13 protein-coding genes are annotated in these 14,954 nt (G+C 42.8%); 7 read left to right on the top strand and 6 right to left on the bottom strand.

The window, feature by feature from the left end:
- Nucleotides 1–251: 251 nt before the first annotated feature.
- The gene (locus QNH28_RS09575; protein ID WP_283911155.1) at nucleotides 252–2,141 is read left to right on the top strand and encodes an LTA synthase family protein; all 1,890 of its coding nucleotides are present in this window, start codon (nucleotides 252–254) and stop codon (nucleotides 2,139–2,141) included.
- A 64-nt stretch (nucleotides 2,142–2,205) separates the two neighbouring features.
- On the opposite strand, the gene QNH28_RS09570 is transcribed toward QNH28_RS09575, so the two are convergent.
- Nucleotides 2,206–3,927 carry a glycoside hydrolase family 13 protein gene (locus tag QNH28_RS09570; protein ID WP_283911154.1) on the bottom strand — a complete coding sequence of 574 codons (1,722 nt, stop codon included), beginning with the start codon at nucleotides 3,925–3,927 and terminating at the stop codon, nucleotides 2,206–2,208.
- 272 nt (nucleotides 3,928–4,199) lie between these two features.
- Here QNH28_RS09570 and QNH28_RS09565 point away from each other — a divergent pair, with 272 nt between their 5' ends.
- Nucleotides 4,200–5,195, top strand: coding sequence for a LacI family DNA-binding transcriptional regulator (locus QNH28_RS09565; protein ID WP_283911153.1), 996 nt, complete (start codon nucleotides 4,200–4,202; stop codon nucleotides 5,193–5,195).
- Nucleotides 5,196–5,234: 39 nt separating this feature from the next.
- Here QNH28_RS09565 and QNH28_RS09560 read toward each other — a convergent pair whose 3' ends face one another.
- Nucleotides 5,235–5,441: a hypothetical protein gene (locus QNH28_RS09560; protein WP_060624458.1), complete on the bottom strand. Its 207-nt coding sequence runs from the start codon at nucleotides 5,439–5,441 to the stop codon at nucleotides 5,235–5,237.
- A 21-nt stretch (nucleotides 5,442–5,462) separates the two neighbouring features.
- Nucleotides 5,463–6,044 (bottom strand): ATP-dependent Clp endopeptidase proteolytic subunit ClpP, encoded by a 582-nt coding sequence (gene clpP, locus QNH28_RS09555; RefSeq protein WP_042126154.1) that lies wholly within the window; start codon nucleotides 6,042–6,044, stop codon nucleotides 5,463–5,465.
- A 116-nt stretch (nucleotides 6,045–6,160) separates the two neighbouring features.
- On the opposite strand from clpP, the gene QNH28_RS09550 reads away from it, so the two are divergent.
- The gene (locus tag QNH28_RS09550; RefSeq protein WP_283911152.1) at nucleotides 6,161–7,135 is read left to right on the top strand and encodes an RNA polymerase sigma factor; all 975 of its coding nucleotides are present in this window, start codon (nucleotides 6,161–6,163) and stop codon (nucleotides 7,133–7,135) included.
- A 341-nt stretch (nucleotides 7,136–7,476) separates the two neighbouring features.
- A complete protein-coding gene (locus tag QNH28_RS09545; RefSeq protein WP_283911151.1) occupies nucleotides 7,477–8,364 on the top strand; it encodes an NAD-dependent epimerase/dehydratase family protein in 888 nt (295 codons plus the stop codon).
- Between the two features lie 432 nt (nucleotides 8,365–8,796).
- Here QNH28_RS09545 and QNH28_RS09540 read toward each other — a convergent pair whose 3' ends face one another.
- Nucleotides 8,797–10,578: a methyl-accepting chemotaxis protein gene (locus tag QNH28_RS09540; protein ID WP_283911150.1), complete on the bottom strand. Its 1,782-nt coding sequence runs from the start codon at nucleotides 10,576–10,578 to the stop codon at nucleotides 8,797–8,799.
- A gap of 245 nt (nucleotides 10,579–10,823) precedes the next feature.
- Here QNH28_RS09540 and QNH28_RS09535 point away from each other — a divergent pair, with 245 nt between their 5' ends.
- Together QNH28_RS09535 and QNH28_RS09530 are read left to right on the top strand one after the other, a co-directional pair.
- Nucleotides 10,824–11,099, top strand: a complete 276-nt coding sequence (locus QNH28_RS09535; protein ID WP_283911149.1) for a MerR family transcriptional regulator — start codon at nucleotides 10,824–10,826, stop codon at nucleotides 11,097–11,099.
- Nucleotides 11,100–11,206: 107 nt separating this feature from the next.
- Nucleotides 11,207–11,698, top strand: a complete 492-nt coding sequence (locus tag QNH28_RS09530) for an effector binding domain-containing protein (RefSeq protein ID WP_283911148.1) — start codon at nucleotides 11,207–11,209, stop codon at nucleotides 11,696–11,698.
- A 166-nt stretch (nucleotides 11,699–11,864) separates the two neighbouring features.
- Here QNH28_RS09530 and QNH28_RS09525 read toward each other — a convergent pair whose 3' ends face one another.
- Nucleotides 11,865–12,323, bottom strand: coding sequence for a DUF2798 domain-containing protein (locus QNH28_RS09525; protein ID WP_283911147.1), 459 nt, complete (start codon nucleotides 12,321–12,323; stop codon nucleotides 11,865–11,867).
- Between the two features lie 144 nt (nucleotides 12,324–12,467).
- On the opposite strand from QNH28_RS09525, the gene QNH28_RS09520 reads away from it, so the two are divergent.
- The gene (locus QNH28_RS09520; protein WP_283911146.1) at nucleotides 12,468–12,884 is read left to right on the top strand and encodes a MarR family winged helix-turn-helix transcriptional regulator; all 417 of its coding nucleotides are present in this window, start codon (nucleotides 12,468–12,470) and stop codon (nucleotides 12,882–12,884) included.
- 76 nt (nucleotides 12,885–12,960) lie between these two features.
- Here the strand turns inward: QNH28_RS09520 and QNH28_RS09515 are convergent, their stop codons facing one another.
- Nucleotides 12,961–14,898, bottom strand: coding sequence for an FAD-dependent oxidoreductase (locus QNH28_RS09515; RefSeq protein ID WP_283911145.1), 1,938 nt, complete (start codon nucleotides 14,896–14,898; stop codon nucleotides 12,961–12,963).
- Nucleotides 14,899–14,954: the final 56 nt, after the last annotated feature.

Below are 14,954 nucleotides of genomic sequence, written 5' to 3'. Positions count from 1 at the left end.
TAAAGTTGCGAGAAACTGTAATTTTTTTTAATCAATTTATACTGGTTTAACCTGTAGTTTAGGATTGAAGCTGATTTCACCTGTTTATATGCCATAAATCGCTTGTTGCTGCGCTCTAGGTCTCTCGTCCGTCTTTTGACACACGAAAACTTCAAGAGCATAATAAGCATCGGCATATTGCAACGGATTCCCACAACGTACAAGGTTATGCAGGGTATTAGTGTGTTCTGCACCAGAGAGGATGATAACGAGTGAAAAAAGATTTTCAAATCAAAAACAAGCCCTTTCTAATTTTTAGCTTCATCCTGCTCTTAAAATGCGCAGTGGCTTGGTTTGTGGTATTTAGTGACGGTCCAAATTGGAGTATGTTGCTCACAGAGATTCCGTTCTTCTTTATCGTATTTGGACTCATTGAGTGGATGGCTTCCAAGCGGAAGTTTCTGTATTATATGATTGCGAACCTATTGATTTCAGTGATTTATTTTGCCGTCCTGATGTATTACAAGTATTATGGCGTAATCGCTACTTACCATGCCTTGGAGCAAGCGGATAAAGTAACCAAGGTTGGTGAAAGCACGTACTCCTTGCTGGACCCTTACTATTTATTCATTTTTGTGGATATTGTAGTCTTCATGTTCTTTATGTTCCGTCCCAAATATATTGCGATCTGGAAAGAAAGAGGCATGAACCGTCGCATGAACCGAACCGCTTTGCTTGGGATCATCAGCGTTTCTCTTGCGATCTGTGTCTTTAATATTTGGCCGAATCACGCCAGTATGAACGAAAATAAAAAAGCGGAGAGTATGGGGATTCTCAATTACGAGGTATATACCATCTTTGCTGACAGTACGGAAAAGGAAGAAATGATTGACAGCAAAGAAATTACGCAGCAGTCCGTGGACGCTACAAAAGGAATTATGGAGCCAGTCTCTCCAAAGTATTGGGCAGCGGCTCAAGGTAAAAATCTAATTGTAGTACAAATGGAATCTTTTCAGAATTTCCTGCTTGGCTTAAGCATTGACGGACAGGAAGTAACTCCAAATCTAAATAAACTTCTTGCAAGCGAACATTATTTCAATAACTTCTATACAAATGCGGGGCAAGGAACAACATCGGATGCTGAATTTGTAGTGAACACCTCGCTATATGTTCCTCATCACGAAGTAGCCACTTCGTCCAACTATATGACTAAGGAGCTTCCGAGCCTGCCCAAGCTGATGAAAGCTAATGGATACAATACGGCTACCTTTCACACCAACAGCGTGGAGTTCTGGAACCGAAAAACCTTATACAAGGTGCTAGGCTTTGATAAATACTACGATCAGTCCTTCTATGGAGATGATGATCATATCGCATTTGGATCTTCTGATGAGGTGCTGTATGCCAAGACCGTTCCTGAATTAGTCAAAATGGATGCTAAAGACGATCCTTTTTACGCGATGGTCATCTCTATGAGCGCGCATCACCCTTATAAAATGCCAGCATCAAAATATAAGATGACGCTGCCTAAACGGTACGAAGGGACCTTAGTCGGTAACTATATTTTAGCCCAAAATTACGCGGATTACGCTATGGGACAATTCCTAGATCAATTGAAGTCCAGCGGGTTATGGGAAGATAGCGTTATTGTCTTCTATGGAGATCATCAAGGTGTATCACTGTATTCCCTTGACGGCAATGAGAAATCATTAATGGAGGAAATGGTCGGACACGAGTATGGATATACAGATATGTTCAACGTTCCTTTCATAGTTCATGCCCCAGGCGTAGATCAACCCACTGTGCACACGCAAACTGGCGGTCAGATTGATATCTTACCAACTGTAGCAAATCTGCTAGGGATTTCTATGAAGGATCAGCTCCACTTCGGAGAAGACCTAATGAATCAACAGACCAACCTGCTACCTGTTAGACACTTTCTTCCCACTGGTTCTTTTATTAATGACACAAGCTTGTACTTAACTGGTGTAGATTATGATGATGGAAGCAACTATAACCTAATCGATGGCTCTGAAACTGAGGGCGGTTCGACACAAGCGCAATTTGATGCCGTTCAGCGGCTTCTAAATATGTCTAATAGTTATATTCTGCAACGGCCGGATTTACCTTCTACGGATGATGGCGAACAGGGCAATAATTGATATTTAATAAAAAGAATGCCCCTCAGCCATTGGCCGAGGGGCATTCTTGCGTTTATTAAAATAATTAAACCGTTGTTGCAGGCACACTCTCAAGAATTGCCTCTTGCTCTACAGGTGCGTTAACCAGCATATACACACGAGATTCGTAAGGGCGTAATGCCACTGTCTCGATTTTCTCAGCAGGGTCAACTTCATAGTTATTCAACAGCAACTCACTGGAGTCAAATTCCAAGTCAAACGGAAGGTCGAACAACGCTTCCTCTGAAGAAAGGTTTGACATGACCAGCAATTTCTCATTGCCAAGTGTCCGAGTATAAGCGTAGATTCGCTCATCTTCAGGCAGAATCAAATCATAGGTTCCATAAACCGTAATCGGATTGGCAGCCCGCAGAGCGATAAGCTTTTTATAATGATGGTAGATGGAATGTGGGTCCTGTTTCGCACGCTCCACATTGATCTCCGTAAAATTAGGATTCACCTTCATCCAAGGCTTTCCGCTACTGAAACCAGCGTTCTCAGAGTCATCCCATTGCATCGGCGTTCTGGAGTTGTCGCGACCATTCTTCCAGATAACCTCCATGACTTCTTCATGTGATTTTCCGGCCGCTGTCTCTAAACGATACAGGTTCTTCATCGCCACATCATCATAATCATCCATCGAATCGAATCTTACATTGGTCATCCCAATTTCTTGGCCTTGATAAATAAAAGGTGTTCCCTGCATCAGAAAATACATCGTAGCCAGCGATTTGGCCGACTCCTTCCAGTACTCCCCATCATTACCCCAAGTAGAAACTGAACGCGGCTGATCGTGGTTCTCGATAAAGAGTGCATTCCAGCCTTTACCCTCAAGACCTTTTTGCCAACGGGAAAGTGCTGATTTCAGCGCAAGAACATCCAAGCCACCCGTAACACTCTTATTCCAAAGGGCTAAATGCTCAAACTGAAAAATCATGTTGAATTTACCTTGCTCCTCACCTACCCACATATCCGCTTGATCAACACTAACACCACTAGCTTCACCAACAGTCATAATGTCATAACGATCAAAGGTTTCCTCTTTGAGCTCCTGTAAAAAATCGTGTATTCCTTCCCGATTCATATGACCCTCACCGGAGGAAACGTATGGAAGATTCTGTGGATTCGGCAGATCAGGAAGACCTGGAATTTTCTTAATATGTGAAATAGCATCCACTCGGAAACCGTCGATCCCTTTATCCAGCCACCAATTAACCATACCGTATAATTCCTGACGTACTTCAGGATTCTCCCAGTTGAGGTCAGGCTGTCTTTTGGAGAACACATGCATGAAATATTGCTCTGAAGCAGGGTCGAACTCCCAGATCGAGCCGCTAAAAATACTCTCCCAGTTATTCGGTTCCTTACCGTCCTTAGGATCTCTCCAAATATAATAATCGCGTTTCGCATTGTCCTTGCTGGAACGTGCTTCTACAAACCAAGGATGTTCGTCAGATGTATGGTTAATCACAAGATCCAGAATCAGCTTCATGCCCCGTGCATGAACCTCGCTTAATAACTGATCGAAGTCGGCCATACTGCCGAATTCCGCCATAATATCTTGGTAGTCCGAAATATCATATCCATTATCATCGTTCGGGGATTTATAGATAGGACAGATCCAAATGACATTGATGCCAAGATCCTGTAAATAATCAAGTTTAGAGATAACTCCCTGCAGATCTCCAACCCCATCGCCATTGCTGTCCATAAAGCTCCGTGGGTAAATTTGATACGCTGTGGCTTCTTTCCACCATGTTCTGTTCAATGTATGCAGCTCCTTCGTATTCATATACCCTCTCAGGAAAATATTTTCCTAATTAACTCGCGAATTAGTGACTCTCATTATAAAACTTAAGATTATCGACCAAAAAATCATCTTTTCAGGATTTATTCAAGGAAATTATTTTCCTATGCGATCATTATAGGATCTTTTATTTTCCTGGTCAATAACAATCTTTTGGATTCTTGATGCTATCCGTGATATGCTTGCGATATATTCTAGAACGAATACAAGCTTGGAAAGTTATGGTGATATTCTTGAAGGTAAAAATTAAAGATATAGCCAAAATGGCTGACGTTTCGATAGCTACCGTATCAAGGGTTATCAATAACAGCAAACCGGTGAACGAGGAAGTCCGTAAGCGTGTATTGGAAGCCATGAAACAAATGAATTACCGTCCTAATGTCATCGGTTCAGATGCAGGTAGATCGGATACACCTCTGATAGGTGTCATTATTCCGCAGAACAGTAATACCGTGCTTGATGATTTCAATATTGGCATACGTGATCTCGCCGAACTTTATGGTTATGATGTTTTGGTCGGATTAACAGACGGAAGTGTTAATAGTGAACTTCATTATTTGAACTTATTCCACCATATGGGGACTGAGGGTTATATATATGTAGGCTCGGTTCCGAGTAAGGAACACTTGGAGATTATTCAGAGATCCGGATCACCTTGCGTGTTAGTTGGAGAACAATCTCAGATTGATTCGATCCCTTCAGTGCATCTGGATAATGTTACCGCTTCCTATGAAGCCGTTACTTATCTGATTCAAAAAGGACATAGAAGTATCGGCATGATCCGGGTATCTGGAGATAATGCAGTGGGTGGCGATCGATATCGCGGCTATCAACAAGCGCTTATGGATGCAGGTATTACCTTAAGAGAAGAATGGGTAGTAGAAAGTGGAATGGCCGTAGAAGATGGAAGTGACGCAATGCGCCGAATTAAGGATAGCGGGGAGCTACCTACTGCGGTATTTTGCTCCACAGATTGGATAGCTGTAGGGGCGATGAATTTCCTGAACGATAACGGTATCCGGGTGCCAGAGGATGTTGCGGTGTTCGGATTCGATAATAGCTTTATCGCTTCTGTCATTCGGCCCAAGTTATCCTCGGTGGAATATTCCGGAACGGAGATTGGAATGACGGCTACCCGAACCTTGATCAAGCTAATCAAGGGGGAGACAGAAATTCAGCATCATGCAAATGTAGCTCATTATTTAGCGATTCGCGAAAGTACAGGTTAGGGGAAACATCCCCTAACCCTATTTTTTTCTCTGATGATCTTATTGTGTAAATCCAACTCGAGCGCGTTCCCGTCCTTTAGTATCTAGTGTGATGGAGCAAACGGAAGTAATAGGAATATACAGCTCTTCGAATTCTGTCCGATATTTGATAAACTTCTCACTTACCGTTTCTAAAATGCCTTTTCTGGCGTTAGAGCCATCTACAAAATAAATGGTTACCTCTTTGCCCTGCAAAGCTTCCAGCATAACTCACTTCACTCCTTCGTCTTACAGATTTGTGATGACTTTGTCGATAATCCCATACTCTACCGCTTCATCGGCTGTCATGAAATAATCCCGATCCATATCTTGTAGTACCTTTTCCACCGTCTGTCCGGTTCGGTCCGCTGTAATTTGGACAAGCACTTCCCTTAGCTTCAAAATGCGTTTAGCTCTAATCGCAATATCACTGGCCTGCCCCTGTGCCCCACCATGCGGCTGATGAATCATGATCTCACTGTTTGGCAGAGCATAACGTTTGCCCTTGGCCCCAGCTAACAATAGAAGTGAACCAAAGGAAGCTGCCATACCTGTGCATATCGTGTTCACCTGCGGTTTAATAAGCTGCATCGTGTCATAAATACTGAACCCCGCCGTTATGGAGCCCCCTGGACTATTGATATACATGTGTATATCTTTATCTGGATCCTCTGCTGATAAGAACAGCAGCTGTGCAACAACACTATTCGCCAATTGATCCTCAATCTCCGCACCTACAAACACAATGCGGTCCTTTAGCAGCCGCGAATAAATATCGTAGGATCTTTCCCCTTGATTCGTTTGTTCAATGACATAAGGAATGTACGCCATGCGTATGCGACCTCCATCCGTTTATTTTATTTGAAATCTACCCTGTAAACGGATTAGTCTATGGATAGGATACGTTAAGCGGGAAAAATATTATTTTTATTATTGCGTATCTTAATTTGGAGCTCATTCGTTTATTATTAGAAGTAACCGAAAGCACTTTACCGGAAAAGGGGTTATGCAGAGTGATCAGCCTTGAGAAGCTTAGCGCCGGCCATGAACCGGATGAAAATCATACCACGTCTTTGCAAATGGCCCTGAAGCGGTATTGCCTTGCACTGACACAATCCCCGTGGGAAGCCGAAGATTTGGCTCAGGATACGTGGGTCAAAGCACTGGGCTATATGAAGACTTCCGAACATACGAAGGAAATGAATGAACACAACCAAATGAACGATACAGGCAAAATGAACAATACAGGTAAACTGAACAATACAGGTAAACTGAACAATTCAGATCATATGAACAAGTCAAATCTTACTAGTAGTACGAATTCCACAACACTAACGAATCACCCCAATCCCGAAGCACTGCTCCTACGGATTGCCAGAAATACCTGGACAGATATTATGCGGCGAAAAGCGACGTTGTCACGTGTGCTGGAGATGGATCATTCGCGGACAGAGGAAGCAGCAGGTCACGGTTTATTTGAGATTGAGGCTGCTTTTCAAGCCTTACAGAAGCATCTGTCCCCGCTTCAGCAAGCGGTCTTCCTGCTCCGCGATGTATTCGAGCACTCCGGTATCGAAGCTGCCGAAATCCTCGACACCACGGAAGGAGCGGTTAAAGCCGCTCTGCATCGAGCTCGGCAAGCCCTTCCTGCAGTCAGACAAGAGCTTCTTCAATCTGACGGTCCTTCCATACTGCAGGATACGGAATTACAGATTGCCTTGAATCGCCTTGCATCCGCCTATGAACAAGGGCAAATCGCCGAGCTGATTGAGCTTGTCCTCGCGGATGAAAGACAGGAAGCTGTAATGGCCGTGTCTAGTCAAAGCTTCCATAGCTTCCAAAGCGCTCAACCTTTCCAATCTGGCGGATTCAGCTCTATGGGCTGGAACTATTCCGATCCCGGAATGCGTATGGTAGCTTAGTCTTATAATTGCTTGGAAAATAAGCGCAATCAGCGCATACTTCCCCCATTTAGTCTGGGTAAGCTTGAGAAACGGACCCAGATGCTCTTATTTAGAGCGATTCCCTATATTTCAAGTGCTATCGGACCCCAGTGACGTTATTGATGCAAAACAGGCTAATTACAGTGCCGTTTACGAGTAATAGCGTCGCTCAGGTCCGAAAACCACTCATAATGCCATTTTTTTCACGAATAAGTGCATCTGGGTCCGATTGCCTGCAAGAAGCATGGATTCTCATACGGGCTTAATCTAAATTTGCCAGAGTGTTCAAATCAATATAAACAGTCAAGGAGTGATATTTTATGAGGAAGATTCTTATTTTAGGCGGCACGCGCTTTTTTGGAAAAAGATTAGTTGAACGATTGCTACAGGATTCCGCAAACGACGTAACGATATTAACGCGCGGGAAAACAGACGATTCCTTTGGAGATCGCGTCCACCGTATCCATGCGGACCGATTCCAACCGAACGAGCTCGTTCAAGCGGTAGGAGATACATTGTGGGATGTCGTGTTTGATAATATTTGTTATTCACCGGATGAAGCGGATCAGGCACGCCGGATTTTTGACGGTAAAACAAAACGCTATATCCTCACCTCAAGTTTATCTGTCTATGATTTCAGCGAAGAAGCTCTGACCGAAGAGATTTTCGATCCTGAAACATACCCTATTCGCTACGGAGGACGAAATGATTTCACCTATCAGGAGGGAAAAAGACTGGCGGAAGCCGTCTTCATGCAGAAAGCTACATTCCCCGTCGCCGCTGTTCGCTTTCCAATTGTGCTGGGAATAGATGATTATACGCGAAGACTTCATTTTCATATTGAGCATGTCCGTAACGAGTTACCTATTGGTGTACCGAATCCTGGAGCACAAATCTCCTTTATCCGTTCGGATGAAGCTGCTGATTTCCTATATTGGCTCGGCTGCTGTTCTACTGCGACAGGATCGTTTAATGCTTGCTCAGACGGCACGGTTAGAATTAAGGACATTCTCACAATAATTGAAGAAGAAACGGGGAAGCAAGCCATCATCCAGAGCCAAACCGCGGACGAGCATATGTCACCATTCGGAATTGAACAATCCTGGTTTATGAATACGACCAAAGCCCAGTCGGCGGGGTACAAGTTTCTCAATCTAAATGTCTGGCTTCCAGAGCTAATAAGCTCTCTGAGCAAAACCTACGAGTAATCACAAACAGCACCTAGATAGCCCCTTTCACTCACTCTTTCATCTACACGACAAAAAGGCTGCCCCTAAGTAGATTTCTTCTACGAAGGAGCAGCTTTTTCATTGTACAAAACCTCTACAAATATTCAGATAACTGCACTCTATACAACTAAATCAAGCTGGCCAAGCTTATTCTGGACTTTAGTTGTATTCAGTGCAATTAAAAACTAGCTAAACACCACTAACAGTCATTTCTCGGAGAAATAACTGCACTAAGTACAACTAAACACTCATAGAAGAGATCACATCCTTAAATAGCTGTATTAAAAACACTAACGCGCAAAAAAAGGTAGTTAGAAAGGCTCCCCCTCTACGCTACCTTTTTGCGTTACTGAATCAGTGAATCAAGTCGCTCCCGATGTACGAGCATTCAATCAAGAATCAAAGCTTCCCCTATGCGGAGATTGTCAAATAAGACCGCTCCTCAGGCGTTTCATCGCTAGGTGAGTCACTGTCATCTTCAGCGATCATCTCGTCTACTAATTCCGAGTTAATCTTGAAGACGTTGATTTCCTTGAATAATTTTTGTGAAATCTCATTAATCTCAACAGCTTGGCGGGCAATGTCGTGGATCGCGTTATCCTGTTGCACACTAGAAGCATTCACTTCCTGAACCCCTGCCGCAGTTTCCTCAGCAATGGCAGCCACGTTGTGAACAGACTCTGCTAGTCTACGATTCATAGTCTGTGTCATATCTACCTTGTCATGGATTTGCCCAATCTGCTTACTAATCTCAACAATCGACTGATCTATCGCTTCAAAAGATGACAACGTTTCGACCACTTTTTGATCCTGCTCTTCAAGATTTCCTTTGGTCTCCAGCATATATTGCTGGAATTCATCCATCCCTGCTTGCAGCTCATTGATAATCTGACTGATATGTACGGAGGACTCTTTGGTCTGATCAGATAATTGTCTCACTTCATCTGCTATGACAGCAAAGCCCTTCCCATAAGCTCCTGCCCGTGCCGCTTCAATCGCTGCATTTAGCGAGAGAATATTGGTCTGATTTGAAATGTTTGTGATTGATTTAGTTATTCTGGAGATATCCTTCGACTGATCACTCAGTTTATTTAAAGCGAGATACACCTTATTCACTGATTCACGTGAGTGTTCTGATACTTCCCGTAAGGCGATAACAGATTCGGAACCTTTTCGAGTATTGTGATTAGCCGTTTGACTTGTCGATAGCATAACCTCAGTGTATTCCGTAATTTCATTAACTTCTCGTTCCAATTCCAAGATCAGGCTTGCGCTTTGCTCAGATTGTCCGGCCTGCTGCTCAGCCCCTACAGAGATTTCCTGTATAGTGCTTACGATTTCTTGATTCGTATGAGCGGTGATCGAGGAGGATTCTTGAAAAGAGTGCGAATAAGTCGCGAGCGAAGAAGCCACCGATTGGGTCTGCTGAAGCATTTCTCGTACCCGCAGCACCATATGGTCAAAATGATGACTCAGACTACCTAGCTCATCGTTATAAGGTGAATTAATCTGCTGCCGCAAATCTCCCTCAGCAATTTTACGTAGAGCCGCTTGCAGCTTATTTATAGGGTTCAGGAAGGAACGTATAAGCACAACAGCGATAACAAGTGTGAAAATGAAGACTAGTATTGCTGCATAAGCCCCCATAGAACTGGTCAGATTTAATAAATCAAAAGAATAATCCTGGGCCTTCTCTGCGTTCTCTGCTGCTGCGGTATATAGTTCCTCATTGGTCTCAAGCATAGCTTTATTCACTGCCAATGCTTTCGTATGTAATTCATCTATGCGTTCCAGAACGGCCATGGGATCAAGCTGCTCGTCCTTAAGGGTATTCACTAATCCGTCAAAATAGCCGGTATATGCACCAACTTGATTATGTAACTGCTCTAACGCCTTAGACGCAGGTGATTCTGCCTCAAACTTCACTTTGCCCAATTGTTCCATTAACTTTGTCTGTTTGTCCTTAAAAGGTTGGGTAAACTCTAAATCGCTAGATCCCGCTAAAGAGGTTTCAACACCGTTCATTTCTTGAAGCAATTGAGTAATTGTTGATACTGTAATTCTTTTTTCCATCTCCATTTTTTGCGTTTCCATAGAGATTTCTACTTGATTGATTTTATAGTTTTGGTATAGCGCTACCCCTAGAAAGAATAGTACCACGGCAGAAAAACTCAAGATCAACTTCCACTTCATTGATAGATGCATAGACCTAGCCTTCAACAATATCATCCTCCGTATAAAGCCTCATATGGCAATAGGTACTTTTTACTAATATCTAAATTGTAGAAGCTGTACATTAAATACCGGACACAGTTTTGTATGAGAAATGTAAATTTTGTCGAGTACACGTTCACAACTATCCTTGCAATTGACGTAACGTTAAGTGCTAAAATACTTCCCATAGGGCGCCTTATCAATCTATAGAACGGGAGTTGTCTATGAGTGAATTTGTGACCATTGATAAGCTTTCTACGCAAATAGGGCTGACGAGTCGGACGTTGCGTCACTGGGAAGCACAAGGATTGTTTAAAAGTCATCGTGAGGCTAGCTCGGGCTGGCGGATTTATGATGAGCACGCAATTCTCGCTATTCGTATCACCGCATTATTAAGAAAGCTGGATATTAGTATTAAAGATATCGGAATCGTTCAATTCATACTGAGAAATCCGAGCTTACACAAAAAGAACGCGAGATCTGCTTCTTTTTACAACTAATATCCGCACGTATGGAGGAGCCCATAACTAACCATTTGTTATTAGAGCTGAATGAAGAGTCATTCAATGCATTGGATGATTTGAATGAGAATGAGGAGGTACTATCTATGACAACGATTAAATACTCTCCACCTATCCATGTAAGATTCATTACACTTTCACCTATGAGATTTGCCTATAATATTGCAGTCAGTACATCTCCAGAGGATGAAGCTATGCTCCCCGTCATGGAATGGTTGGAAGCTAACTATCTCTTGGGGACGGCACGTTTATTTGGTGGAAATACGAATCCGCATCCTAGTGGTGAGAATAACCCTTATGGCTATGGATTCTGTACCTCCATTCCTGAAAATGTAGAAATACCAAGCCACCTTAAAGAGATGCGGTTCGACGGCGGTCTCTATGCGATGACAGAAAGCAGTGATGATATCTACGGCTCGTGGCAAGCACTAATGAGTTTTTTGGATAATAACATAGATTATCAAGCTGACCACGATTCAAGATTATATCTTGAGGAGCATATCCGTAACGATAGTCCTAAGGGTAGCGGAAATGAGTATGTATTAAATCTGCTCGAACCTGTAAAAAAGAGAGCTTAGAACAAAACGCTCTCCTTTGCCATCCTGGCATTGGAGAGCGTTTTTATTCTCATCAAGAAATAGGGGTGATAGCTTATGATTGACACAGCTTTAACAACTTCGCTAACACTTGAGCTATTTCTTTACGAGTCGCTGCAGATTTGAGTAATGAAGGTGTAAACATAATTTATGCAGTAGCTGGAGTAATCTTTACAAAGATAAATCGTGTAAGAGGCCCCACTAATATAATTTGCAGTGGAAGTGCAACAATGAAATTCTTACCTATCGCAGACAGATAAGCCATCGGTAGTTCTGAGGTGAACCCTACATGAAGAACTGCGCCATAGAAGGACATAAACAACACCATTCCGGTCACCATAAAAAAGGATATGAACATGATTTTTTTGATCATCGGATCATTCTCTTTTACCAGCTTATGTGCGATCCCTTTCGCAACTTTACCTATAACAAAAACATCCAGAAAAAATGCAACTACAAACGCAGGCACGTAGCCGATGATCACATCTTTAACTAACGTACCTGACCAGCCCTCCATCAGCGCTACATTGTAAATGCTCATACCCAGTACCATCAAAGCACACATGATGAATGTAAATAATAATGCTTCTTTTTTGTTTCTTCCCATCTTTTTCTCAGACTCCTTAGCGTTCTCTTAGTATTGTCAACTTGGATTACAATATCACAACGCCTTAAATTAAGTCAACCAAGTTGACAATAAACATAAATGACTTATACTTGGATAAATGAGCGATGATTTAGGAGTGTTCACATGGATAACCATCTGCAAGAAATGAACCTAATTGATTTACTTAGTGAGAAGCACCTAGCCTTACGTAAAATAGTGACCGACCAAGATCCGGATCAAATCAACAAGACTGAATCCCACATTCTAGCGGTTCTTGAGGCACATCAAATGCTCTCGATTTCGGAAATCAGTAGAATTATTCACATTTCAAGACAGGGTACGCATAAAAGCATTCAAGGACTGTTATCCCGTAATTATGTGGAAGCCACCCAAGTCGAAGGAAATCAACGAGATAAAAACATTATCCTTACCCAGAAGGGGATTGAATGCAATCAAAGAATGATGATCACCAAAATCGAATTAGAGCAAAGAATCGCTAACAAGCTTGGGGCAGCTAACGTAGAGCTTCTCAAATCTTTGCTTAAAGAAGAATGGCTTTAATCTCCAGCAAAAAAAGACGCAGAGTTGTCCACCCTGCGTCTTTAAAAAGATTCAATTATTTTCCGGGAAATTGTCGTTAATTAGCTTTTAAAGCACTGTTCGCCGCGTTTTCCCCGCCAAGACGACCCGAGGTAAAGGAGTACCCAATGCCAACGCCGTTTCCAACATAAGTGTCGTTAAACAACACGCCTTCAGATTCAAGACCTACAGCAAACAATCCTTTCACTGGCGTACGTTTATCATTAAGAACTTGGAACTTAGTGTTTACCAGCAAGCCGCCTACAGACCCCAAGTTATTGATTTCAGCAATGATTGCGTAATAAGGACCTTCTTCGCCCACAGGCTCTAAATACTCAGCTGCTTTGCCAAACTCTGTATCCACACCAGTTTTTGTAGCTTCTTTATAACTATTGTAATTTTCTACAAACACATCAACATCCATTCCTGCATTCGTAGCTAACTCCTCAATCGTATTCCCTTTGAAGTTATCTCCGTTTTCCACCATCGAATCAAATACCTTCTCGACATTTGTCCAAGGGTTCTCAAGCGTAAATTGATCCGCAAATTCAGCATAGAATTCAGGTGGCATTCCTGGCAAGCTTAGTGCATGAACACCTTTCATTCCCTTGGATTGCAGGGCATCCAATTGAGATTTCGATATGATAACCATATGATAAGCACCATTAAATGCACTTGTGTTGGCTGCGGCAACCGATGTTAAAGTCGCTGCTTCATCTCTGAATCGTGCTCCAGAAGAACCTACATTCATGAAGTTAGGAAGATAAGTCAACATGAGAGGATAACTTGCTTCAAAAGGTTCATATTGTGCTTTTAGATCTTGTGTTGCTCTAGCTAAGGTTTGGTGAAGCATTTGTCCACCAAAGTTGTCAGGCACCTTGGCTCCAGCCTCCCATGCCATTTTCAGACCTTCCCCAACGTTTTGACCTAATCCACCGTTGACCCCTTCGAAACCAAACGCCTCTTTAACCATTTCTTTATTTGCAGCATAACCACCTGTTGCCATAACGACACTCTTCGCTGAAATTTCAAGCGTTGTACCATCCGCTTTCTCAGCGACCACTCCCGTAACTTCTCCAGCTTCATTCGTAATCAGCTTCTTGGCAGTCGCTTCTGTGATCACTTGTCCGCCATGTTGTTCAACCGATACGGATAACATTTTTCGAAGGGTCTCTTCACGGGTTTCATAAGCCGGCAGCACGTGCAATTGCTCGCCGAAGAAATTCAAGAAGCTAGTTTGATATCCTTTTTCCGCTAACCAATCGTAAGTTTCACCGGATTTAGTAACATATTGTCTAATCGCTGCTGCATCCACTCTCCAGTGATTGTTGACAATCCAATCCGCAATTTCTTTTTCCACATTTACTTTTAGATTATTACTCGTAGCAGCAGAGGAGTTATAGAACTTACCTGCCCAGGATAAATTACTTGCTCCCCCGATGACGCCAGTTTTCTCTATAATAATAACCTTCGCACCTTTATCGGCTGCAGTTACCGCTGCGGATACACCAGATGCTCCTGCCCCCACTACTACAACATCTGTTTCAAGCTTTTCTGTTTTGCCTTCGCCCGCTTTTTTAACGCCTCCAGCTTTGAGAGCTTCTAGATTCCCTCCACCTTTTGTTACGGCATCTTCAACTGCCGCGAGCATCGCTTCACTGGAAAGACTCGCACCACTAACCGCATCTACTGCCAAGGTTTGTCCTTCTAGAATTTGTTCTTTCATTTTTTCAAGTGCGCTATCGCCTAGTCCTCCTGTTTCCAATTGGCTTACGATCTTAATATCTTTAATTTGATCTGGCTCATCCATGGTTACTTCTACTTTAATCATGCCCTCTTTACCTTCCGCTTCCCCTGCGAATGTACCGGCCTTAAAAGACGATGATGACGAATTTTCCGATTCCCCGTTTCCAGTACAACCGCTCAGCATGGAAACGATCAGCACCATACAAAAAGTTAACATGAGCATTGTCTTGACCAAATTTCTGTTTCGCATTCTGTTCTCCCCCAGTGTCTAATATCTTATAGCCTGATGCAAATAACGTGATATTT

It is taken from the genome of Paenibacillus sp. G2S3 (assembly GCF_030123105.1).
GTDB lineage: Bacteria > Bacillota > Bacilli > Paenibacillales > Paenibacillaceae > Paenibacillus_AQ.
The sequence above is the reverse complement of the archived record's forward strand: the minus strand, read 5'-3'. Positions and strand labels throughout refer to the sequence as shown.

Bases quoted from the DNA above. Each gene is read 5' to 3' on its own strand.
- QNH28_RS09540 (WP_283911150.1), bottom strand. From the start codon at position 10,578: ATGAAGTGGAAGTTGATCTTGAGTTTTTCTGCCGTGGTACTATTCTTT.
- QNH28_RS09535 (WP_283911149.1), top strand. From the start codon at position 10,824: ATGAGTGAATTTGTGACCATTGATAAGCTTTCTACGCAAATAGGGCTG.
- QNH28_RS09560 (WP_060624458.1), bottom strand. From the start codon at position 5,441: ATGCTGGAAGCTTTGCAGGGCAAAGAGGTAACCATTTATTTTGTAGAT.
- QNH28_RS09525 (WP_283911147.1), bottom strand. From the start codon at position 12,323: ATGGGAAGAAACAAAAAAGAAGCATTATTATTTACATTCATCATGTGT.
- QNH28_RS09515 (WP_283911145.1), bottom strand. From the start codon at position 14,898: ATGCGAAACAGAAATTTGGTCAAGACAATGCTCATGTTAACTTTTTGT.
- QNH28_RS09520 (WP_283911146.1), top strand. From the start codon at position 12,468: ATGGATAACCATCTGCAAGAAATGAACCTAATTGATTTACTTAGTGAG.
- clpP (WP_042126154.1), bottom strand. From the start codon at position 6,044: ATGGCGTACATTCCTTATGTCATTGAACAAACGAATCAAGGGGAAAGA.
- QNH28_RS09545 (WP_283911151.1), top strand. From the start codon at position 7,477: ATGAGGAAGATTCTTATTTTAGGCGGCACGCGCTTTTTTGGAAAAAGA.
- QNH28_RS09530 (WP_283911148.1), top strand. From the start codon at position 11,207: ATGACAACGATTAAATACTCTCCACCTATCCATGTAAGATTCATTACA.